The 21,074-nt window shown below is 46.3% G+C and carries 23 protein-coding genes; 13 read left to right on the top strand and 10 right to left on the bottom strand.

Annotated features, from left to right (window positions below; translation table 11 throughout):
• Position 1 precedes the first annotated feature (1 nt).
• The 9 genes from B5D50_RS09980 (at position 2) to B5D50_RS10020 (ending at position 7,599) form a co-directional block, all read left to right on the top strand.
• Positions 2–1,381 carry a hypothetical protein gene (locus tag B5D50_RS09980; protein WP_078922464.1) on the top strand — a complete coding sequence of 460 codons (1,380 nt, stop codon included), beginning with the start codon at positions 2–4 and terminating at the stop codon, positions 1,379–1,381.
• 5 nt (positions 1,382–1,386) lie between these two features.
• Entirely contained in the window at positions 1,387–1,929 is a 543-nt protein-coding gene (locus tag B5D50_RS09985) for a GTP-binding protein (RefSeq protein ID WP_234975847.1), read from the top strand.
• On the top strand, positions 1,929–2,579 hold the full coding sequence (locus B5D50_RS09990; RefSeq protein ID WP_078922465.1) for a hypothetical protein: 651 nt from the start codon (positions 1,929–1,931) through the stop codon (positions 2,577–2,579). The genes B5D50_RS09985 and B5D50_RS09990 overlap by 1 nt, the downstream gene beginning before the upstream one ends.
• A gap of 84 nt (positions 2,580–2,663) precedes the next feature.
• Entirely contained in the window at positions 2,664–3,026 is a 363-nt protein-coding gene (locus B5D50_RS09995) for a roadblock/LC7 domain-containing protein (RefSeq protein WP_078922466.1), read from the top strand.
• A gap of 80 nt (positions 3,027–3,106) precedes the next feature.
• Positions 3,107–3,568: a PAS domain-containing protein gene (locus B5D50_RS10000; RefSeq protein WP_078922467.1), complete on the top strand. Its 462-nt coding sequence runs from the start codon at positions 3,107–3,109 to the stop codon at positions 3,566–3,568.
• The gene (locus B5D50_RS10005) at positions 3,565–4,314 is read left to right on the top strand and encodes a PhnD/SsuA/transferrin family substrate-binding protein (protein ID WP_078922468.1); all 750 of its coding nucleotides are present in this window, start codon (positions 3,565–3,567) and stop codon (positions 4,312–4,314) included. The genes B5D50_RS10000 and B5D50_RS10005 overlap by 4 nt, the downstream gene beginning before the upstream one ends.
• The gene (locus tag B5D50_RS10010) at positions 4,315–5,967 is read left to right on the top strand and encodes a FimV/HubP family polar landmark protein (RefSeq protein ID WP_078922469.1); all 1,653 of its coding nucleotides are present in this window, start codon (positions 4,315–4,317) and stop codon (positions 5,965–5,967) included. It begins immediately after the preceding gene.
• 220 nt (positions 5,968–6,187) lie between these two features.
• Positions 6,188–6,925 carry an OmpA family protein gene (locus B5D50_RS10015; RefSeq protein WP_078922470.1) on the top strand — a complete coding sequence of 246 codons (738 nt, stop codon included), beginning with the start codon at positions 6,188–6,190 and terminating at the stop codon, positions 6,923–6,925.
• Positions 6,926–6,927: 2 nt separating this feature from the next.
• Positions 6,928–7,599, top strand: coding sequence for a hypothetical protein (locus B5D50_RS10020; protein WP_078922471.1), 672 nt, complete (start codon positions 6,928–6,930; stop codon positions 7,597–7,599).
• A 32-nt stretch (positions 7,600–7,631) separates the two neighbouring features.
• On the opposite strand, the gene B5D50_RS10025 is transcribed toward B5D50_RS10020, so the two are convergent.
• On the bottom strand, positions 7,632–8,141 hold the full coding sequence (locus tag B5D50_RS10025) for a hypothetical protein (protein ID WP_078922472.1): 510 nt from the start codon (positions 8,139–8,141) through the stop codon (positions 7,632–7,634).
• Complete coding sequence (locus B5D50_RS10030) at positions 8,142–8,915, bottom strand: TatD family hydrolase (RefSeq protein WP_078922473.1); 774 nt, start codon at positions 8,913–8,915, stop codon at positions 8,142–8,144. It abuts the gene before it with no gap.
• Positions 8,916–8,989: 74 nt separating this feature from the next.
• Here B5D50_RS10030 and B5D50_RS10035 point away from each other — a divergent pair, with 74 nt between their 5' ends.
• Together B5D50_RS10035 and B5D50_RS10040 are read left to right on the top strand one after the other, a co-directional pair.
• A complete protein-coding gene (locus tag B5D50_RS10035; protein WP_078922474.1) occupies positions 8,990–10,651 on the top strand; it encodes a mucoidy inhibitor MuiA family protein in 1,662 nt (553 codons plus the stop codon).
• Between the two features lie 2 nt (positions 10,652–10,653).
• Positions 10,654–11,442, top strand: coding sequence for a metallophosphoesterase (locus B5D50_RS10040; protein ID WP_078922475.1), 789 nt, complete (start codon positions 10,654–10,656; stop codon positions 11,440–11,442).
• Positions 11,443–11,453: 11 nt separating this feature from the next.
• Here the strand turns inward: B5D50_RS10040 and B5D50_RS10045 are convergent, their stop codons facing one another.
• The 3 genes from B5D50_RS10045 to B5D50_RS10055 form a co-directional block, all read right to left on the bottom strand.
• Positions 11,454–11,819: a hypothetical protein gene (locus B5D50_RS10045; protein ID WP_143594324.1), complete on the bottom strand. Its 366-nt coding sequence runs from the start codon at positions 11,817–11,819 to the stop codon at positions 11,454–11,456.
• Positions 11,820–11,837: 18 nt separating this feature from the next.
• Positions 11,838–12,872 (bottom strand): glycoside hydrolase family 26 protein, encoded by a 1,035-nt coding sequence (locus B5D50_RS10050; RefSeq protein ID WP_078922477.1) that lies wholly within the window; start codon positions 12,870–12,872, stop codon positions 11,838–11,840.
• Positions 12,873–13,000: 128 nt separating this feature from the next.
• The gene (locus tag B5D50_RS10055; RefSeq protein WP_234975848.1) at positions 13,001–13,669 is read right to left on the bottom strand and encodes a thiopurine S-methyltransferase; all 669 of its coding nucleotides are present in this window, start codon (positions 13,667–13,669) and stop codon (positions 13,001–13,003) included.
• Between the two features lie 67 nt (positions 13,670–13,736).
• Here B5D50_RS10055 and bioD point away from each other — a divergent pair, with 67 nt between their 5' ends.
• Positions 13,737–14,393: a dethiobiotin synthase gene (gene bioD, locus B5D50_RS10060; RefSeq protein WP_234975849.1), complete on the top strand. Its 657-nt coding sequence runs from the start codon at positions 13,737–13,739 to the stop codon at positions 14,391–14,393.
• On the opposite strand, the gene B5D50_RS10065 is transcribed toward bioD, so the two are convergent.
• From B5D50_RS10065 to B5D50_RS10075, 3 genes are read right to left on the bottom strand one after another with little or no spacing between them, the layout of a single operon-like run.
• A complete protein-coding gene (locus tag B5D50_RS10065; protein WP_078922479.1) occupies positions 14,390–15,577 on the bottom strand; it encodes a PilT/PilU family type 4a pilus ATPase in 1,188 nt (395 codons plus the stop codon). The genes bioD and B5D50_RS10065 overlap by 4 nt on opposite strands.
• Positions 15,578–15,580: 3 nt before the next feature.
• Complete coding sequence (locus B5D50_RS10070; RefSeq protein WP_078922480.1) at positions 15,581–16,741, bottom strand: PilT/PilU family type 4a pilus ATPase; 1,161 nt, start codon at positions 16,739–16,741, stop codon at positions 15,581–15,583.
• Positions 16,742–16,773: 32 nt separating this feature from the next.
• Positions 16,774–17,808 (bottom strand): type IV pilus twitching motility protein PilT, encoded by a 1,035-nt coding sequence (locus B5D50_RS10075; protein WP_078922481.1) that lies wholly within the window; start codon positions 17,806–17,808, stop codon positions 16,774–16,776.
• A 52-nt stretch (positions 17,809–17,860) separates the two neighbouring features.
• Here B5D50_RS10075 and B5D50_RS10080 point away from each other — a divergent pair, with 52 nt between their 5' ends.
• On the top strand, positions 17,861–18,544 hold the full coding sequence (locus B5D50_RS10080; protein WP_078922482.1) for a YggS family pyridoxal phosphate-dependent enzyme: 684 nt from the start codon (positions 17,861–17,863) through the stop codon (positions 18,542–18,544).
• Here the strand turns inward: B5D50_RS10080 and B5D50_RS10085 are convergent.
• Together B5D50_RS10085 and B5D50_RS10090 are read right to left on the bottom strand one after the other, a co-directional pair.
• Positions 18,470–19,174, bottom strand: coding sequence for a DUF4124 domain-containing protein (locus B5D50_RS10085; RefSeq protein ID WP_078922483.1), 705 nt, complete (start codon positions 19,172–19,174; stop codon positions 18,470–18,472). The two genes, B5D50_RS10080 and B5D50_RS10085, sit on opposite strands and share 75 nt — an antisense overlap.
• A gap of 107 nt (positions 19,175–19,281) precedes the next feature.
• Positions 19,282–21,072 carry an acyl-CoA dehydrogenase C-terminal domain-containing protein gene (locus B5D50_RS10090; protein ID WP_078922484.1) on the bottom strand — a complete coding sequence of 597 codons (1,791 nt, stop codon included), beginning with the start codon at positions 21,070–21,072 and terminating at the stop codon, positions 19,282–19,284.
• Positions 21,073–21,074: the final 2 nt, after the last annotated feature.

Raw genomic sequence — 21,074 nt, forward strand, 5'->3', positions numbered from 1 at the left:
TATGCTGAATTCATCGGGAAATCCTCTACGGATTGCATTACTTAGTATTAGCCCGCACAACCGTGCAATACTGGAGTTTTTCTTTGCAGGTGCAGGCAAACAACTCTTTAAAGTCAGTTCTTTAGCTGAGGCTGATACCTTAATTATCGACTTCGACCATCCAGGTGCTGATCTTGAATGGCAACAGCGGAGCAATGCGGCTAAACCGGGTATTGTATTATCAGTACGGGAAGTGCGACTGCCCAATACGATTTGGGTACCCAAACCCCTAACCTCTCAGGCACTGACTAAAGCAGCTGAGCAAATCCGGGCGCTTTTACCCAAAACGGCCACGACCGCTGAACGAGATTATGTACCTAGCCCCACTGCACAACCGGCCACCGCTAAAACCACGGTGGCGGCACAACCCTTTGGTCTAGGCCAACGTAAACTGCGCCCTTCTATGCTCTTAGATTTTGGTAAAGAAGATGCGGATACGCTGACTCAGACCAAGCCAGCAGTTGCTGAAAAACCACTGGCTAAAGAACCGCCTAAACCCATCGCGCCGACTAAGCCTTTAGTCCGTGATAGTGCTCAACCTGCCCCCGTAGCAGAACCAACCGATAGTAGCTTCCTAACGTTTGGTGAAATCGCAACCCCTGAAAAAAACCAAGCACAACTCGAGCATCGCTGGAGATTACTGTGTGGAACACAAGCCGATGTCAATCTAGCCAATGCTCAAGCAACCATTCAACGCTTCACAGCAGACAATTATCTATTGAAAATCTTGCTGAATGCCTTACAGCAAGCGAAGCAATCGGGAACAGCAGTTCAGCTTAAATTTGACTCCTACGATCAAATTTTATTATTACCCAACTTGAACCTCGCTTATACTAATCTCGACTTGGATTCAGACCACTTTGCAACACTTTGCAATACCCCAATTCAAGCCGGCAAGGTACACTTACATACGCCCATTGCTGCTGAGCTGCCTGCCTTAGAACAGGCCTATCTTGCTGATAAAGAACATACACATGATTTAGAAAGCATCCTGTGGACTGTGAGTTTGTTAGCCTCGCATGGACGATTAAATCGTGATGCGAATATTAACCAACGTTGGGTGTTAAAGCATTGGCCCAATTTAACCCGCGTTGAAAATATTCCTCATGTTATGCGAATTTCGGCAGCATGGCAGCAACGCCCCGGTACTGTGTTTGATGTCGCTAAATGGCTCGACATTCCACAGCGCTATGTTTTTGCTTTCTATACAGCTGCTAGTGTATTAGGGCTGATGGCCATAGATGAAGGGAAAGTCGAATACCAAGAGAAAGAAGCTCCGAAGAAAAATCGCGGCTTATTCTCGCGGCTGTTGAAACGCTTACTCGGAGGGGGCGGAAACTAAGCTTTATGAGTATCACCAACAAAAAGATCATCTTTACAGGACCCGTGGGCGCAGGTAAAACTACGGCAATTGCGTCGATCAGTGATATAGCAATTGTCACCACAGATGAGCAAGCCTCCGATATGACCAAAAGTCGTAAACCACAAACGACGGTAGCGATGGATTATGGTCTGATTCATTTAGGCGACAAAGAGCGGGTGCATTTATATGGAACACCCGGTCAAGAACGCTTCGATTTTATGTGGGATATTCTAACTAAAGGCGGCATTGGTCTGATTTTATTACTAGACAATACCCGCAAAGACCCCTTCCAAGACATGCGCTTTTATACCAATGCTTTCCGCCAGTTCATCGAACAACAGCAGATGGTCGTTGGGGTTACACGGATGGATCTGCAGCGCTCGCCTAATCTCTATGATTATCGTCAATGTCTGGATCAGTTAGCGATTAAAGCACCTATTTTTGAAGTTGATGCCCGCAGCCGTGCCGACATCACTGCTTTAGTGCAAGCCCTTCTGTACTCACTCGACCCTGGAATCAATGGCTGATGAGCGAATACATTCTTAATGAAAACCTTTATCTTGGTGCAACGCCCGGTGGTGTTTATTATGCAGTCCAAGATAATACGCCTGAAGCAGGGCGCGATTTCATTCATAAGTTATTGCAGCACCCACAAACCCCTTTGTTTAATACCGAAGTGGCTTGTGAACTGAGTAACTTAAAGAAAAAACGTGCGCTTGAGTTTGTGCATTGGTTGCAAGAAGCAGGTTTGATCATTGGCCTAGAGCATAGTGAACAAGCGCCACCCGAGACTCTCGAGCGCTTACTCCCGCAATTACTTCGTACTTTATCCGATGAGGGCAAAGCGGTTTTAGCCGAAAGCCGTGGCCTTTATCTAGGTAGTGCTGGATTTCCGCATGAGGCTGCTGAAGAATTAGCGGCTTTAAGCGCGAATCTCACTGCAGTGTATGCTCGCCACAAAGAGCTACTTCAGGGCAATCTCGGCTATCGGCAACGAGCTTGGGGGTTAATTGATGCCAGTGGCAATAGCGAGGTGGGTTTTTGGCCTATTTATATCGGACAGAATCGCTTCACTTTGATCATAGGTGGCATTCCGCAGCTAAACCAACCTGCATTTAAGCAACTCGTTTGGGCTTTAGAGATGCGTTATGGTAATAGCGAGTTAAGCTCTTTATAAGAATCGTGCGATTGTGCAAAAAAAGTACAACCTATTACTCATTATTGCATATACTTTTAACTAATTACGAAGGGAGATTCATCAATGCGCTCTGAAATGCTGCATTCTATACTCAGTGATTTAAATGGCTCGTCTGCAGATATTGAAGCATCAGCAGTCCTATCCACCGACGGCTTAATGATGGCTTCCATGCTACCTGCTGGGATGGATGAGGATCGGGTAGGTGCGATGAGTGCAGCGATGCTATCTTTAGGCGATCGTACTGCAGAAGAACTCGCTCGCGGTGGCCTTGAACAGGTGCTCATTAAAGGGGGTCATGGTTATATTTTAATGACTCACGCCGGCAAAGATGCGGTGGTGACGGTCTTGGCTAAACCCAATGCACGTTTAGGATTAATTTTCTTAGATGTTAAACGCGCCTCTGAAAGCATTGCCAAGCTTATCTAACGGATAAGCCTGTATTTTATTGGATAGCCCTCAACGACAATTAACAAACGGCATCCACTCCGACTGAGAGGGTCATATCTATGATAAGCCCGTTCGTGTATTTAATATATCACGATGGCACTAAGCGAGAAGTGCTGGTTCAGAACGAAGAAATCCCCTTCCCCGAGGGTAAATTAATCGTGTCGCGTACCGATCTAGTAGGCACTATCACTCATTGTAATCCTTCATTTGTTGAAATGTCGGGTTATGAACGTGAAGAATTAATCGGGCAGCCACATCATATTCTCCGTCATCCTGACATGCCCGCTGCTGCCTTCCAAGATTTGTGGGCGACCGTTCAACACGGCAAGCAATGGCATGGCTATGTTAAAAACCTACGTAAAGATGGCTGTTTTTACTGGGTTTACGCTACTGTCATCCCTAATATTCGCGATGGCTTGATCATGGGTTATACCTCAGTACGGCGTAAACCTTCCCGTGCTAAGGTGCTCGAAGCAACTGAACTCTATGCGCAGATGCAGAAGACGAGCGTGAGTCTATGAAGCGTCCTGTTATGACGATTAGCCCCGATATTGGCCCTGATCGAATTGCAGGCTGGTATATTTTTAATACTTGGTTACAAAAGCAATGGGGACATCCCGTTCGTTTGGAGCTTTTTCCAAGTTTTCAACAGCAACGTGCAGCGATCCAACGCGATGAAATTGGTATTATTTATGCCAACCCGTTTGATGCCGCCATGCTGGTACGTGAAAAAGGCTTTAAGGCTATTGCCGCAGCAGTCGGCAAGTCAGATGAAGTTGTGCTGGCTGTCCACGCTGAGTCACCCATAAAACGCATTGAAGATTTACCTATGACTTGCCGTGCTGCTATGACAGAAGCACCCGATGTGAATACAATCAGTGCTATTCTGTTAGAGCCAGCTGACATTACTCGCCAAACCCTGCAAACGGTTACAGCCGATACTTATGTGGTTGTAGCTAAATTAGTCTTGCAAGGCAAAGTAGATGTCGGCTTTTTTCTAGCAGAGGCTTATGATGGTCTCTCGCGTGTGGTGCGTAGTCAGCTACGTGAGTTACTTCGTAGTCAAATACACGACATTCGGCATATTTTACTGGTAGAACCCCAGTTACACGTAGAGTATGAGACCTTAAGAACAATTTTAGCCAAGATGAGCTCCGATGTGAAAGGCCGCGATGCTTTGGCAAATCTTGGATTTGTCGATTGGGAATTGTTGCGGCAAGAAGACACAGAGTTCATGATTGATTTAATGGATACTTTGGTAACTTAAATGAAAAGCCTGCTCCGTACCCCCGCTCTGACTTTAACGACTAGTTTGGCAATTTTATGTCAAATCCCCTTAGTTTACGCTGAAGAAAAAAGTGTGGAGGTCAAGCCCGGCGATACTTTAAGTACTTTAATTGCTGAGCACTATCCCGACTATAAAAATAACCAAGCGCTGATGCAGGCTTTATTAGCAGCGAATCCTGCCAGTTTCAAAAACCAAAATATACATCAATTAATCGTCGGGAAAAGCTTGAGCCTACCCGACCCTAGCAACATCCCCAATTTACAACCACCTGAACCACCGATTGTTGCTACGGTAGCTACAGTCACTCCGACACCTGCTGCAACTGACCTCACGCTGATTGAGCTAAAAAACCAACTCAAACAATTAGAGGCGGACAAAGAACAATTAAACAACCAAGTAAAAGAATTGAATGAGGCTGCAATAAAAGCAGCCGAAGCGGCCAAAGCAGCCGAAGCAACAGCGCCAGTAACGCCGCCTGCAACCACAACAGATGCACCTGATCCTGCAATTTTAATGCAGCAATTAGATGAGATTGAAAGTGCCAACGAACAGATTCTTGCCGACAAAAATAAACTGATCAAGGAACAGGAGAATTTAAAGCAACAACTACAAACCCTTGAGGCTGATAAAAAGCAGTTAGAAACGAAACTGGCTGAACAGGCAACACTCGCTGCTACCCCTGAAGCAGCCATAGCAACTGAAACTACGACTGAAACTACGACTGAAACTGCGCCAACAACTGCTGCGACTGAGGCCCTAGACCCCACGATTTTAAATCAACAACTTGACGAAATTGAAAGCGCGAATGAGCAGCTTCTTGCCGACAAGCAACAACTAGAACAAGAACGAGACCAACTAAAACAGCAACTACAAACCCTAGAAGCTGAGAATAAACAGCCTGAAGCTAGCTCTACACCAGCGACTTTACCCCCAGCTGATACTGCGAGTGTTAATCCAGATGCCCCAGATCCTGCGATTCTGACCCAGCAGCTTGATGAAATTGAAGCAGCCAATGAGCAACTCTTAACGGATAAAAACAAGCTCCAATCTGATTTAGAAACAGCGCAACAACAATTAAAAGAGCGTGAACAAACTATGGCGGCTTTGTCTGGACAAATCACAGAAAACAAACAACAACTCGAAACGACTCAACAAGAATTACTCCTTGCCAACGCGGCGCGTGCTAGTGCTGAGCTGAATAAAGCCAGTTTAGAAAGTCAGCGTGGCTCTTGGTGGCCGTGGCTACTTGCTTTGGCAATGCTTCCGGTGGGTTGGCTGTTAGGGCGGCGTAGTGCAGCTGCACCTAGCGTGCAACCACCGATAACGGTTAAAGCCACAACTGCAGCACCCGCCGGGGCTGCTACGGTTACAACCACTGAATTACCCACACCCGAGGTTGCAACTGCGCCACTAACAGCTGAAGACTTCGTACCTGTCACGCTGGCAGCTACCATTCCTTCGGTTGCGGCGAATGATGATAATGTCGATGCCGCGATTAAATTAGATATTGTGCGTGCTTATCTTGATCTGCGTGATCCTGTCGCGGCGAGTTCTTTGCTAAAAGAAGTCATGCGTGAAGGGGGTCAACAACAACAACAAGAAGCACGTGAAATTCTCTCATTCTTAGCTTAAAACTCAGCAAGGTTGAGCCGACCCCACTCAACCTTGTGCAAACAAAATTGACGAAACCACCATAAGCTGTTTTATTACCAGCTTAAATACCCTCTCTTACTCGGTTGGTTTCATAGTTTATTAGGTTTAGAACTTGTTACCTCAATGAGACTCATGCTAATGATTTACGCTCAGGCTTATTGATTTTTAAGATTTATTCCGCCCGAAATTCGGAGTTTTTATGCTTAGCAATAATGATTATGAGCGCCAAATCTATATGCGTCTTTCGATCTTGGCGCTACTGATTGCATTGAGTTTAACGGGGCTGGCTTTGCTTTGGAAGCAAGCCAGCATTGAAAATGATTTAGCACAAAAAGCACGCACAGCATTAGCAGAGGCTAATCTACCTTCAGTCAATGTCTACTTTGAAGGCCGAGATGGCAATATCAGCGGGATTCTTACCCAAGAAACCTCTTTAGAGGCTATTTTAACCATCGTAGGTGGCATTGATGGTGTTCGCACTGTCAATAGTCAAGTCACCCTAGCGCCTGCCCCTAAAGCTAGCGACCTCCTCCAACCTAAACCGCCTAAATTGACTCAAGAAGGCTTATATAATCCGCCTAAACATCACCCTTTAGAGCAATTTGATTTGAGCAAACTTGAGTTCGTACCCACTCAAGCTGTCTTAACGGAACAATCTTACCCCATACTGGATCAATTAGCCGATTTGCTTAAAGAATACCCAAAAACTTTAGTCGAAATCTCTGCACATACCGACAATCAGGGGACTGCCCTCGGTCAAACAGCACTGACTCAAGCTAAAGCTGAAGCTGTGCTTCAATACCTACTCACTAAAGGTATTGATTTACATCAGATTAAAGCCCAAGGTTATGGAGCAACCCGCCCGATTGCTAGCAATGCAGATGAAGCTGGACGCGCCCGTAATCGGAGGATTGAGTTGACCGTTCTTAAGGAATAAGCATGCATGCCCTCAGCTTCCAACTCTCAGCCCTTGGTATTGGTTTGTTATTACTTGGCTTAGGTATCGGTTGGTGGGGAGCCCACTTCTTTCAAAGACATGCCCGCTCCGCCTGTTATCAAGAGCTGGTTCGTTTGCGTTATGCCCATCAACGCTTGCAACAAGATTTTACTGAGCTAAACAAACACACCACCCATGCTGAGGCCGAAAAAAACCAAGCACTCGCTCAATTAAGCCGTTCTCAAGACCTAAAAAGCTTTGAGCAATTACGTCTGCAATTAATGCATACACGCAATCAGCTTAGAGCCAACACCGATTTATTAGCTAAGCGTGAACAGCAATTACGGCGTTTAAGTGATTTAGTTAAGCTATTACGCAAACCAACCAGAACACCTCTGCAGTTAGTTCATCCAAGCAGCTCAGCCGCCAACCCAACCACTAACCAGCCATTAACTTGCCTTGAAACCATAGATGCGGTCAATCTGCGCAAGCTCCACATGCTCGGTATTTTGAATTGCGAACAATTAGCGGCCTGTAATACGGAACAGTTGCAAATGCTGCAAGGTTTACTGAGTGAAGATAGTGCTCTACCTTTAGACCAGTGGGTGCAAGCGGCGCGGTTACTGACTCAGCCTAATCAAACATCTCATGTGGCTAAGAGTCTGACTCACTAGCTGAGAAAAGCGCAGAAACCATTAAGATCTCGCTAAAAACTATTTTTCGGTTTGCTATTAGCGGTTTCTGTGGTTTTAACTAATAAATAACCTTTTTGCAGCGTTTCATTATACATCAAAGCTAGGCTACGATTTTCGGTCTTGCCTGAAAAATAAGTTTCGCGCTTCAACTCAGCAGGCTGCCACCAAGCCAACTTGGGTGCAGCCGTTAACCACAAGGTTTGCAAGCTCACTGGATCTAGAGTTTCTTGCTTAAGGCGGGCATTAATCACAAATTGTACAACTGGCTCACGAGTGGCTTCAAACATAAGCCACGCCGTGCTACCAGTGGCAGTCCGCTGACGCAGCGCTTGTGCTGATTTAATCTGCTCGGGTTTAACGCCAAACCAATCAGCGACTGCTTGACGGGCATCCTCAGGTTTAGCTTGCTGATAGCTAGACGCACTCACAGGTAAGAGCCAATCAGCAATATACGGGGTTGCGGTTAAAACCAGCCCCAATACAATCAAAATCCCCATTAACACGGGAAAAAAATACTTCATTTACCTTATCCCAAATAAAACTTGTGCATTAGTCGTCGTAGTCTGTGCGATCTTTGCTAATGAACAATCACGCAACTCCGCTAAAGCACTAGCGATCACCGGCAAGCGTAACGGCGTATTACGCTGCCCACGCCATTGGCTATCTGGCTGATCAGGGGCATCGGTTTCTAACAATAAACGCTCAAGTGGTACAGTTTTCAAGACTTGCCTTAAGCGTTGTGCACGCGCATACGTCAAAGTCCCACCCGCACCTAAATAAAAACCGTTGGCAATCAATTGATCAGCCTGTTGCTGGCTACCCGCAAAGCTATGGATCACACCGCGCAAACCACCGATGCGCCGAATATTTGCCAATACCGCATCCACTGAACGTCGAGCATGGACAATCACTGGCAAATCAAAATGCTTAGCCAGTTTTAATTGTGCGCTGAATAGCTCAGTTTGACGCTCTACTTCAAGTTCTGGCAAGAAGAAATCCAAGCCACACTCGCCCACCGCAACCACCTGCGCCCGATCTGTGTCGAGCAAGCTAGCCAACTCAGTTAGGTGCTCATCCTTGTGTTCAGCTAAATAAATAGGATGCAAGCCATAAGCCGCATGCAGTTCGCTGCGCTTGATACACCACGCCTGAATCCCCGCCCAACTGGCTTGCGTGATCGCAGGTATGATTAAATCACTCACCCCAACGGCGGGCATACAGCCTAAGATTTCAGCACGATCGTGGCTAAAGCTCAGATCATCAAAATGACAATGTGTATCAATTAAACGGATGATTTTCCAAGTCCTGTTTTTGTTGCTATGCTAAACGCGGCATAACGAAGAAAAAAATAAACCGGAGTCTTTGCGCCATGCGTATTAGCTTAGTAGTCTTATGTGGTCTTTCAATTAGCTGGGTTTTCCCTCAATCCGTTGAGGCTGATGTACAGGCTAATTCCAGTATTAGCGCCGTCACAGTATACCCTGATAGCGCTCGAATTACGCGCACAACCACGCTCAACCTGCCTGCGGGCGAAACCAAAATTAGCCTACCCGGTTTACCTTTGCAAATGGATACCAATTCACTACGGGTTGCAGGTACAAGTACCACTGCTGTTAGTTTAGGTAGCGTTCAACTCGCGGAGCAATTAAGCTCTGAAGCGGTACAAGCTCGTGAGCGCCAATTAGAAGCTGAGATTCGCCGTTGGCAGGAAAAACGTCAAGAAGTCGCGGACACTAAAACTCGAGCTGAACAGCAGCTCGCTTTCATTCGCGCCACAGGTTTGCAGCCAACCAGTAAAGAAGAGACCGCCCAAGGTGCGCAGCGACTACCTTTAAATCAATGGCAACAAGCATGGCAAACCTTAGAAACAGCCACTGCCGAGGCTCAAGCCAAGGTACGCGCTGCAGACAAGACCTTGCAAGAGTTTGATAAAGGCCTCACACAATTACAAGAACAATTGGAGCAAATTGCTACCGGTGAAACCAGTAATCGCACCGCCAGCCTCTATGTCAAAGCGGCTGAGGCCAGCCAGTTAACCCTGAGTTTAAGCTATCAAATACCCGCCGCGAATTGGACACCGGTTTATGAGGCTGAATTAGACAGTAATACAGGCCAATTACAATTCAAAACTCAAGCCGCGATTCAACAAAATACGGGGGAAGATTGGGCAAATGTGCCAGTAAAGCTATCCACCTTGCGCCCAACCGCCAGTGCCAGCTTACCAGAACTCAATAGCTGGGTGATTTCTTTATATGAGCCTCAACCCATGCCCACCAGAAGTGCAGTCGCTGAAATGGCAGCGGATATAGCGATGCCGATGTCGCCTGCACCTGCAGAACCTCGCGCTGCTATCCGTCAGCAAAAAGCACGCCCTATCACCCTGTCTGAAGAAAATAGCGCACTCATGACCGGCAATTATAATGCCGAATACCAAGTTCCGGGATTACTGACGCTTAGCTCGGGTAGTGATACCCGCCGGGTGACTTTAGGCAGTCAAACCCTCGCCGCTAAATTACAACTAAGCAGTGCGCCACGCTTCGATCCACGGGCTATTTTAACCACTGAGGCAAGCTATCAAGGTCAAGCACCGCTGATTCCGGGTATAGTGGCTTTATATCGAGATGGTAACTTTATTGGTAACTCAAGCTTGCCTGAACTCAAACCGGGTGAATTAATGAAATTGGCCTTTGGTGAAGATGATCGCGTGAAAATTCTCTTCCAACCTACACCGGAAAAAACCACACCAGCAGGTCTACTCAGTAACCGTAAACGTCTCGATTATAGTTATCGAGTCACGGTTCATAATCAGCATGCTGAAGCACGCAGCGTGAAACTCTATGACGCGATCCCAGTTGCCAACACCGCCGAGATCAGCGTGACGCCCACAGGGGATCAGCCTAGTTTAAAAGATATAGAGCATAAACAAGGCGTGTATGCTTGGATAAGGGACGTGTCTGCAGCGGGTCAGGTCGAGGTTAATTATGGTTATAGCCTGAGTTATCCTCAAGATCAGTCTTTATCTGGACTTTAATAATGGCTGAAACAACTCCACTGCGCATCTGGCAAATTAGTGATACTCACTGCTATGCTGAAGATTCTTCTCGTTTAATTTGGTCACCTTTAGCGGTTTATCCTAATCAGTCTTTAAATCGAGTGTTAAGCTATTTAGCTGCCCAGTCAGGTCATGCGCTAGTTGTCAGTGGTGATTTAGCTCAGGAAGAAGTCGCTGCAACCTATCAACGTCTGAACAGTCTATTAGATTGTTTCCCAAGTCCGGTCTATGTACTACCCGGCAATCACGATACACCAGCTCTGATGCAACTCGAGCTAACCAGTCAGAATGTACATTTCGTGCAACAGGTTCAATTAGGCAGTTGGCAGTTGCTATTTTTAGATAGTAGTCGCCCTCTGCATAGTGAAGGCTATCTCAGTACGGCTCAATTACAAGCCTTAGAAACTCGCTTAAAACAGCTGCCAGTTGATCAGCATGTCCTGCTGTTTTTACATCATCACCCACTCACCATTGGCAGTCCGTGGATGGATCGGATGGGTTTACAACAAGCTGAACAATTTTGGGAGATCACTACCGCTTTTCCACAGGTTAAAGCGGTAGCCTTTGGGCATATTCATGCTGAATTTGTCGGTGCGGTCACCAATCAACAAGGTAATAAGATTGCTGTCTATGGGACACCTGCAACTTGTGTGCAACTGACCCATGATGAAACTCGGCTAGGCTTTAAACATACTCAACCCGGTTGGCGCGAATTTCTACTTTATACCGATGGTCAACTAGCAACCAGCGTGCATTATTTACCAAGTTAAGACCGCTCTCTTCAATAGGTCAAAATCTCTCGGCTCTCTTGCCATGCTTTGACCACATGAGGTGGTAACCTGCGTAAGCCTTCGGCCTCTAGCGCTAATCGTTCCGCGCCCACCGCGATGGGACGGCGACTGATGGCCAGCAGCCATTGTTCAGTCGGGTCAATCATTTTTCCTGTGGGCTGCCGAGCCAACAGCGTATTAACATCAACCGCCATCGGATCAAGTGCCGCTCCTGAAGCAGCCACCCCAGCCGAATTCTCTGTCAGTGCAGTCATATTCTCCGTGGCCTCATCCTTTGCCTCGGCCCAAGTAGCGCCATTTAAGCTGCCGAACAATATCATGATAAGGCAAGGCCGTATCCATTGTATTTTACTCATAATCCCCTCGCTCTTTATCTAGGGTGTGGTTAAGTTCATGGTACTAACTGACTGAGGTGTGCTCGTGTAATAGGGGTCATTGACCTGTAAATTATAGGCACTCAATCCAGTGTTATTGCTGTTATGCAAAGCCCAACTTAGTTCTTTGTTAATATTGAACCATGACACGGCACGAATGGCCGGATAATCTGTTTTCAGACGCTCAAACATATCCGCGACCCACACCGCTTTACTTTGACCGGCATCCGTATTATTACCATTTTGACCGTAAGTGGCATTGGGTAAATCAGCCGATTCAGCACTAGCAACCTCACCGAGCAAGATCGGTTTATAGGGATAATTATCCACCAAGGATAAATAGGGTATACTGAAGGTCTCATCGAAACTTTTCCAATGCGACCAAGTATAATTAGTACCCCAATTATAGCCGTCAATGCCGGTCCAATCGACCACATCATCCCCCGGATAATAAAGAGTCACATCATTATAATTATCAGCACTTACATTATTGATGCACCAAACCCATTCAATCTGTTGATTGATACCTGCCGCAGTAAATTTGGCATGTAGATAACGCCAAGCCGCTTTGTAAGCATCGGGGCTGTTTCCCCATGAATACCAGCGACCATTAAACTCATGAGCAAAGCGTAAGAGGATACGGGGCTTTTTATCAGCCGGATAAGCAGACTGAAACCACTTGAAACCATTAATCCATTTTTGGATGTAAGCATCCCACTGCCCAGCGCTAATCTGCGTCAACAGATTAACCCCTGACTGATTTTTGGTGGCAGGCATCCAAGAGATCATCGGCATAGCACCCCGCGAAATAATATTATCGCTTTGGTACTTGAGATAACCCCAGTCATAATCAAAGTTGGAGAATAGATTAACAACCGCCATTGGCTTAGTTGTCAGAGTATTGAAGCGGTCGATTTCAGCTAGCGACCAACCATCACCTTTCACATAGGCACCTAACATGACCTCAGCTTGTGTAGCCACAGGCATGCTAGCTAGCAATGCTGCCACACTGACAGCGAGTACTTGTTTTTTCATTGGGTTTGACCTCAGGTAGGAGAATTATTGGGATTACTAACCTGATGAACCCAGTATACAAGTTTACTGATGAAAGTATAGATTTTTTTGATTAATGGATGGTTTGATTTTATAGCAAACTTCAGTACCTAAACCTCTACTGACTTCGCTTGCAGCCAATAGATGCCTTCATACAGCTGTTTAACACCTTTAGCGAGAATACCATGTTGAGTATGACTAATATCCACTTGGGCTAGTTGGGTAATCTGGTATTGATCAGCGTAGTATTCCTGAACCTCTGCTGCAGGTACTGAGAAAGGCGGTCCACTGGTAATGGACTGATCATATTCTAGAGTGATTAATAAGGTCGGTTTAGCAGGCGCAATTTGCTGGAGATGAGCGACATATTGCCAACGCATATCTGGAGGCAGGGCAATCAAAGCTGCTCGATCATAAACTGCTTGGCAAGTTGCCAACTCAGCCACCGTGAGTTGAAAGAAATCACCCAACAAAATACCTAAACCATCAACCTCCCAAAGCTCAAACGCCCCATACTGGCTGATCTTTGGCTCTAACTGATGTTCAGTGAAAAAATCCCGTACTGCAATTGGGCTTAATTCAATACCCAAAACCTCATAACCCGCCGAGCGCAGCCAAAGCATATCAATAGTTTTGCCACATAAAGGTACAAACACCTTTGAGCCTAGCGAGAGTTGAAGTTGAGGCCAGTAAGTTTGTAGATAAGGATTAATCTCGTCTTGGTGAAAACCAATTTGGTTTTGCTGCCACCGCTCATGCCAAAATCGGGCGCGCATCATTAAGCTCTCTATGCAGTTGAAAGTGCTGCAGTATAATAGAAAATTACCCAAACTTAGAGAATACAGCTTGAATCAAAGTTCTTTTGAAGCATGGCTAGAGCAAATCAGTCAATTGCCCGGCTTGTTTATGACAGGTACAGATACGGGCGTTGGCAAAACTTGGGTCGGAACACAGCTCTTACAGCATTTACGCCGATTAGGCTTGCATATTACCCCGCGCAAACCTGTCGAATCTGGGTGGTTAGCCGAGCAGATTACCGAAACAGATAGCTGGAAACTCGCCATTAATGCCAGTGGTTTGCAGCCGTTAACCCACATTTGCCCGAATCCATTACTCGCCCCGCTTTCACCGCCGCGTGCTGCCCACTATGAGGGTAAAACGCTGAGCATTCAACAACTAGCCAAACAATGCCAACCTAGGCACTCTCAGCCAAGCTTTCTTTATGTTGAAGGCGCAGGAGGCTTTTACTCTCCCTTAGCTCATGATGGTTTAAATGCAGATTTAGCCCAAGCGTTAAAGCTCCCGGTCTTATTAGTTAGTGAAGATCGGGTGGGCTGTATTAATCAGATTCTGCTGACTGCAGCAGCGATCCAAGCCCGCCAATTAAGCTTAGTCGCCGTCATTCTCAACCCTAGGTACTCAACGCCACCTAAGGGTATGGATAACCAGCAAGACTTACAAGCCTTACTGGCTGTACCGATTATTCGCTGGCCATCTGCTTAAATTTCAAGATTAACCGTCATTTTGTTTTTCGTCGACTCTAAAATCTTTTCATACACACTTGGCTCGGACGCTGCCTTATTGTTATCAGCGGCAAAACTACCGTTGCCAAAGCTAATTTGCCACTCCAGATTATTCCGGGAACTAGCATGCTCTAAGGCATGAGCCTTAGTGATTTTCTTATCACGCAGTAAACGGTACAAAGACTGATCAAAACTCACCATACCGTCTGAAGTACCCTTCTCAATAATCTCGGGTAGATCATTAAAATGACCTTTACGGATTAACTCTGCCACATAAGGTGTATTCACTAGCACTTCGGCCGCTAAGTGAATACTTTCACCACTTGAGGCTGGGATCAAACGCTGTGCGACAATGGCACGCAAATTCAGGGATAAATCCATCAAGACTCGGTTTTTATCTTCACTACTAAACAGGTATAAAATCCGTTCCAGCGCTTGCACGACATTAATCGCATGTAAGGTCGAGATCACTAAATGCCCAGTATCCGCAAAACCTAACACTGCACCCATCGTAGCAGAATCCCGCGCCTCCCCAACCATAATCATATCCGGTGCTTCACGCATCGCTTCACGCATGGCATTGGCATAACTTAAGGTATCAAAGCCGACTTCACGCTGCCCAACAATGGATTGCCCATGCTTAAAGGTGTATTCAATCGGATCTTCAATCGTCAGAATATGCCCACAATGCCGTTCATTTCGATACTGAATCAGGGAAGCCATCGAGGTGGACTTACCAGAACCCGTCGAGCCTACGAACAGAATTAAGCCATCCCGACGCATCACCAGTTCTTTTAAGATGACAGGCAGATCCAATTCATCGGGAGAGGCAATATTACTGCGAATATGCCGCACCACCATCGAAACTTCGCCACGCTGAAAATACAAATTCATCCGAAAGCGACCAATGCCCTTCAGCGCAATCCCTTTATTAAACTCACGATTGCTATAGAAAGCCTCCATTTCGCTAGAGGTCAGGACTTCTTCCGCCAACTGGCGAATATTACCGGGCTTCATGGGTTCTTTGCTGATTTTGCGCAAAGCCCCACGAACTTTCACGGAGGCGTGCGCCCCCGTCGTTAGATAAATATCGGATGCCTGTTGCTTAACCATCATATGCAATAATGGTGACAGGCGCATATCCTCTTCAATTAGATTAGCCATAATTTACCTTCTGACATTATTCGCAACAGGCTCGATTTCGAGCTGTTCAGTACCACGGAAGAAATCATTGTCTTTAGAGAAGCGGCTTTCTAATTTCAAGCGCAAGCGGAGGTCATTCACGGAATCTGCATTTCGTAGACCTTCCTGCACTGTAATCTTACGGTTCTCAATCAGATCAAATAAGGCTTGGTCGAATGTACACATACCGTATTCACGTGATTTCGAGGCCAAGGTTTTCATGCCTGAGACATCGCCTTTCAAAATCAGATCAGCCATTAGCGGTGTATTGATTAGAATCTCCACGGCAGGCACACGCGATTTTTCATCGACTGAGCGGACTAACCGCTGAGAAATCACTGATTTGAGGTTTAAAGATAAATCCATCAATAATTGGGGATGACGCTCTTCGGAAAAGAAATTTAATATCCGCTCAATTGCTTGGTTAGCACTATTAGCATGGAGAGTGGTTAGGCATAAATGTCCGGTTTCTGCATAAGCAATCGCATATTCCATGGTTTGCTTATCACGAACCTCACCCATCAGAATCACATCGGGCGCTTGACGCAGCGTGTTTTTCAGTGCTACCTCATAACTACTGGTATCTAAACCCACCTCACGCTGAGTGAGTAAGCAGCCTTTGTGTTGGTGAATAAACTCAATCGGGTCTTCAATCGTGACAATATGCCCCCGCGAATTCTCATTCCGATAATCCAACATCGCGGCTAACGAGGTTGATTTACCTGAACCCGTCGCACCCACAAAAATGATCAAGCCCCGCTTAGTTAAAGCTAGATCACGCAAAATCGGCGGTAAAGCCAAATCCTCGAATTTAGGAATTTTGGTCGGAATATGTCGCAACACCATTCCTGAACAACCGCGTTGGGTAAAAGCATTCACCCGAAAACGCGCCGTCCCTGGTAAACTAATGGAGAAATTGCATTCCATTTGTGATTCAAATTGCTGTAATTGGTAGTCGTTCATAATCGAGCGCACCAACATACGAGCATTCATTTCCGATAAAATGTTTGGGGTGAGCGCCACCATTTCACCATTGACCTTCACCGAAGGTGCTGCTTCAGCGGTAATAAATAAGTCAGAACTACCCTTGTCTAACATGCCACGCAGTAATTTCTGCACATAGCCCATTGCATGATCGCGATCCACGAGCCTTACTCCTTAGAATGATTCAAATCATGTTAAATAGCGTCTGGGTTATCGGCTTTCCGGCGTGCCGTTTCTTTATCAATCACGCCTTTCATCACTAAAGATTGCAAGGATTGATCCAAAGTTTGCATGCCATCTCCTTGGCCGGTTTGCATGGCTGAGCGCATCTGAGCAATTTTGTTTTCACGGATTAAGTTACGAATCGCACGAGTGCCAATCAAAATTTCATGGGCAGCAACACGCCCACCATTGCGCTTACGTAATAAAGTTTGTGAGATAACGGCTTGTAAAGATTCAGACAGCATCGAGCGCACCATCTCTTTTTCCGCTGCGGGGAAAACATCGACAATACGGTCGATGGTTTTCGGCGCGCTCGTAGTATGCAAAGTACCGAAAACTAAGTGACCTGTTTCTGCGGCTGTCAACGCTAAGCGAATCGTTTCCAGATCACGCATTTCCCCCACTAGAATCGTATCAGGGTCTTCACGTAAGGCTGAACGTAAAGCGGCTTCAAAATTACGGGTATCACGATGGACTTCCCGCTGATTGACTAAACTTTTTTTGCTTTGGTGGACAAATTCGATGGGGTCTTCAATGGTGAGAATATGTCCATACTCATTATCATTTTTATAATCAATCATAGCGGCTAATGTCGTCGACTTCCCCGAGCCTGTCGGCCCAGTCACTAGGACTAATCCGCGTGGATTATCAGCAATTTTACGAAAACTCGTTGGAGCATTAAGCTGCTCTAGGGTTAAGACCTTACTAGGAATCGTTCGAAACACCGCCCCCGCACCACGACCTTGATTAAAGGCATTGACCCGGAAACGAGCGATCCCTGGAATTTCAAAGGAAAAGTCACACTCCCAAAACTCCTCATAGGCTTTACGCTGATTATCATTCATGATGTCATAGACCATGCCGTGTACTTGCTTGTGCTCCAAAACAGGCAAGTTAATGCGGCGCATTTCACCATCCACCCGAATCATCGGTGGCAAACCAGCTGACAAGTGTAAGTCAGAGGCATTATTCTTGACGCCAAACGCTAACAGCTGAGTAATATCCATTGTTACTGAGTTTTTTATAATTTTTAGGATTTAATCAAAGTTAACACACAGCATGAGTATTAAGGATAATCTTCTGATAATCGGAGAACGTATTCGTAAGGCTGAAAATAAATACGGTCGCCCAGCAGGCAGTGTTCAATTATTAGCAGTGAGTAAGCATCAGCCGCTCAGTGCGTTAAAAGCAGCGCTGCAGGCCGAACAACTAGCCTTCGGTGAAAATTACGTGCAAGAAATGGCTGAAAAAGCTGCACAATTAACGGCTTATCCCATTGAATGGCATTTTATTGGCCCTATTCAAGCGAATAAAACACGGCAAATCGCTGCATTAGCCACTTGGGTGCATTCGGTGGATCGCTTAAAAATTGCCGAACGTTTGAGTAAGCAAAACCCTTATCCAGAACGACCGATCCAACTCTGCTTGCAAGTGAATATTAGTGCCGAGCCGAGTAAATCGGGGGTAGCTGCTGAGCAATTATTAGAGCTAGCGACGGCTGTCTCAGCACTACCTCAGGTTCAACTCCGTGGCTTAATGGCGATTCCAGCCCCTGAAGACGATTTTGCCAAACAGCGCCAAGCCTTTGCTGCCGTTCGTGATTTATTTGAACGACTTCAAGCACAAGGCTTCCCGCTAGATACTTTGTCGATGGGCATGAGCAATGATTTAGAAGCCGCGATTGCCGAGGGGGCTAGTATGGTTCGGCTTGGCACTGCGATCTTTGGTGCTAGAGGCTACTGAGGCACGGATCACCGTGAAATTCACGGCCGCCGTATTACCTAAAATAGCATCTTGAGCATCATGTAAAACGGCAAAGACACTGTGTTCACCTCGCTCTATACCGCTAATCTCAATGGAATTTTGCGTCGTTTCACCCACTTGACGACCATCGACATACAGTACAACGCCATGTCCTTTTTTTAGTGCTGGCCGAATAGTTAATTGAATAGTGAGTTCACCGGCATTAGAGCGCACGACCTCATCCGTCTGTGGGGCTAAAATACTGAACTGCTCATACCCTGTGGCAGTGACGGACTCACTCGCGGCTTGATTCGCCTCGCTGACGGTGGCGGCGGCAACTGGAGCTTGGGTTTCGTGAACAACCGCTGGCTCTGCAGAAGCAGTCGTAGGTGCTTGAGTTTGATTAGGTTTAGGATTAGTTTTAAAACGCTCAGCAACCGTCAAGGTTGGTAATTCGATAGCTTCTATCGCCCGCGCATTTTCAGGAGGCTCATCGCCATAGACCTGCTTCCCATTTGCATCTGTCCAGCGATAGATTTCGGCCGAAGCAAGGGTCATACAGCATAGAAGGCTAACAAATACTAGGGTTCGCACGATTGACACTTCGCGTAGGGTTACATGAAGTCTCATTTTAGGGAGTGAAAATTTACTTGTATAAATACATCAGATAAATGGACAGTTATTTTTTATCGGCTCCTCATCCGAGGATAAGGAGCTTGAAGGGATGGAGCATCAACTTAAAAAGCTTCTGCATTAAAACTCATTAAGCTGCTACCACCTGCGAGAATAATGCTCATTAAAGCACCTGTCTGTGGAAGCAGACGCTCATAATAAAAACGAGCCGTATCTAATTTAGCTTGATAAAACAAGGCCTCATCCCCAGCACGTTTTTCTAGGGCAATCTCAACAGCACGCAGCCACAAATAAGCCAACGTGACTAAGGCAAATAGGCGTAAATAATCGGTAGCTGCCGCACCCGCCTCTTCAGGATTGCCCAAGCTTTTTTCAGCCAACCAAGCAGTGACAGTTTGCAACCGACCAAAGGCCTTCGCCAAACCCTGTACAAACGGTTGGACTTCGGGACGCTGATCAGTTTGCTTAGCGCTTAAGTATTCACTGACTTCATGGAAAAAAGGCCGCAGACTCCGCCCCAGATGAGCAGGCATTTTGCGCCCTACTAAATCGAGGGCTTGCACGCCATTCGTGCCTTCATAGATTTGGGAAATACGTGCATCCCGCACGAATTGCTCCATACCCCATTCACGAATAAAGCCGTGTCCCCCATAAACCTGCATACCTAGATTAGCAATCTCAGAGCCACAATCCGTCATAAAGGCTTTTACAATAGGTGTCATCAGTGCGACAAAATCTTCAGCCGTTTGCTGTTGTTCGGGGTCTGTCGCATGCAAAGATACATCTAGCTGGCGTGCCATCCAGACTGCTAACATCCGATTACCTTCTGTATACGCACGCATCGTCAGCAGCATACGGCGAATATCAGGATGCACCACTAAAGGATCAGCGGGTTTATCTGGATAAATCGCACCTTTTAAGGAGCGGCCTTGTAAACGTTCCTTGGCATAAATGACTGCATTTTGATAGGCCACCTCAGAAATGCCTAAGCCCTGCATTCCAACCCCAAGGCGAGCTGCATTCATCATGACAAACATCGCCTGCATGCCTTTATTGGGTGTACCCACTAAATAGCCCGTAGCCGCATCAAAGTTCATCACACAAGTCGAAGATGCTTTAATCCCCATTTTGTGTTCAATCGCCCCACAGACTACCGTATTGCGCTCACCTAAAGAAGCATCGGCATTCACCAAAAACTTAGGCACTAAAAATAGACTGATTCCTTTAATTCCAGCCGGTGCATCCGGTAACCGCGCTAGGACTAAATGGATAATATTCTCTGTCAGATCATGCTCACCTGAGCTAATGAAAATCTTCGTCCCGGTAATCTGGTAGCTACCCTCCGCTTGGGGTTCTGCTTTAGTCCGCAGCAAGCCTAGGTCTGTGCCACAATGCGGCTCAGTCAGACACATCGTACCGCTCCATACGCCTTCGACCATTTTTGGCAAGTAGATGGCTTTCATCTCTGCAGTGCCGTAATGCTCAATCGCGTTATAAGCACCGTGGGTTAAACCCGGATACATACCGAAAGACATATTGGTAGCACAGATAATTTCTTCAACCATCGTGCCGACTGTATTGGGTAAGCCTTGTCCGCCGTATTCAGGGTTAGTGGTCAAAGCGCCCCAACCATTTTCACAATAAGCCTGATAAGCTTGTTTAAAGCCCTTAGGTGTAGTCACCGCCCCATTTTCAAACTGGCAGCCCTCTTCATCACCAGAGCGATTTAAAGGTTGCAGTACACTTTCACAAAACTTACCCGCTTCTTCGAGAATAGTTTCCACCAATTCATTATTCACTTCCTCAAAGCCGGGGAGTGCTTGAATATCAGCAGGATTAAATAATTCGCTATACGCAAAACGCATATCGCGTAAAGGTGTTTGATAAGTTGGCATGA

Origin of the sequence: Thiothrix eikelboomii (assembly GCF_900167255.1) — a bacterium.
In the GTDB taxonomy this organism is placed as follows: domain Bacteria; phylum Pseudomonadota; class Gammaproteobacteria; order Thiotrichales; family Thiotrichaceae; genus Thiolinea; species Thiolinea eikelboomii.

Bases quoted from the DNA above. Each gene is read 5' to 3' on its own strand.
- B5D50_RS09980 (WP_078922464.1), top strand. From the start codon at position 2: ATGCTGAATTCATCGGGAAATCCTCTACGGATTGCATTACTTAGTATT.
- B5D50_RS09985 (WP_234975847.1), top strand. From the start codon at position 1,387: ATGAGTATCACCAACAAAAAGATCATCTTTACAGGACCCGTGGGCGCA.
- B5D50_RS09990 (WP_078922465.1), top strand. From the start codon at position 1,929: ATGAGCGAATACATTCTTAATGAAAACCTTTATCTTGGTGCAACGCCC.
- B5D50_RS09995 (WP_078922466.1), top strand. From the start codon at position 2,664: ATGCGCTCTGAAATGCTGCATTCTATACTCAGTGATTTAAATGGCTCG.
- B5D50_RS10000 (WP_078922467.1), top strand. From the start codon at position 3,107: ATGATAAGCCCGTTCGTGTATTTAATATATCACGATGGCACTAAGCGA.
- B5D50_RS10005 (WP_078922468.1), top strand. From the start codon at position 3,565: ATGAAGCGTCCTGTTATGACGATTAGCCCCGATATTGGCCCTGATCGA.
- B5D50_RS10010 (WP_078922469.1), top strand. From the start codon at position 4,315: ATGAAAAGCCTGCTCCGTACCCCCGCTCTGACTTTAACGACTAGTTTG.
- B5D50_RS10015 (WP_078922470.1), top strand. From the start codon at position 6,188: ATGCTTAGCAATAATGATTATGAGCGCCAAATCTATATGCGTCTTTCG.
- B5D50_RS10020 (WP_078922471.1), top strand. From the start codon at position 6,928: ATGCATGCCCTCAGCTTCCAACTCTCAGCCCTTGGTATTGGTTTGTTA.
- B5D50_RS10025 (WP_078922472.1), bottom strand. From the start codon at position 8,141: ATGAAGTATTTTTTTCCCGTGTTAATGGGGATTTTGATTGTATTGGGG.
- B5D50_RS10035 (WP_078922474.1), top strand. From the start codon at position 8,990: ATGCGTATTAGCTTAGTAGTCTTATGTGGTCTTTCAATTAGCTGGGTT.
- B5D50_RS10040 (WP_078922475.1), top strand. From the start codon at position 10,654: ATGGCTGAAACAACTCCACTGCGCATCTGGCAAATTAGTGATACTCAC.
- B5D50_RS10045 (WP_143594324.1), bottom strand. From the start codon at position 11,819: ATGAGTAAAATACAATGGATACGGCCTTGCCTTATCATGATATTGTTC.
- B5D50_RS10050 (WP_078922477.1), bottom strand. From the start codon at position 12,872: ATGAAAAAACAAGTACTCGCTGTCAGTGTGGCAGCATTGCTAGCTAGC.
- B5D50_RS10055 (WP_234975848.1), bottom strand. From the start codon at position 13,669: ATGATGCGCGCCCGATTTTGGCATGAGCGGTGGCAGCAAAACCAAATT.
- B5D50_RS10065 (WP_078922479.1), bottom strand. From the start codon at position 15,577: ATGGCTAATCTAATTGAAGAGGATATGCGCCTGTCACCATTATTGCAT.
- B5D50_RS10075 (WP_078922481.1), bottom strand. From the start codon at position 17,808: ATGGATATTACTCAGCTGTTAGCGTTTGGCGTCAAGAATAATGCCTCT.
- B5D50_RS10080 (WP_078922482.1), top strand. From the start codon at position 17,861: ATGAGTATTAAGGATAATCTTCTGATAATCGGAGAACGTATTCGTAAG.
- B5D50_RS10085 (WP_078922483.1), bottom strand. From the start codon at position 19,174: ATGAGACTTCATGTAACCCTACGCGAAGTGTCAATCGTGCGAACCCTA.
- B5D50_RS10090 (WP_078922484.1), bottom strand. From the start codon at position 21,072: ATGCCAACTTATCAAACACCTTTACGCGATATGCGTTTTGCGTATAGC.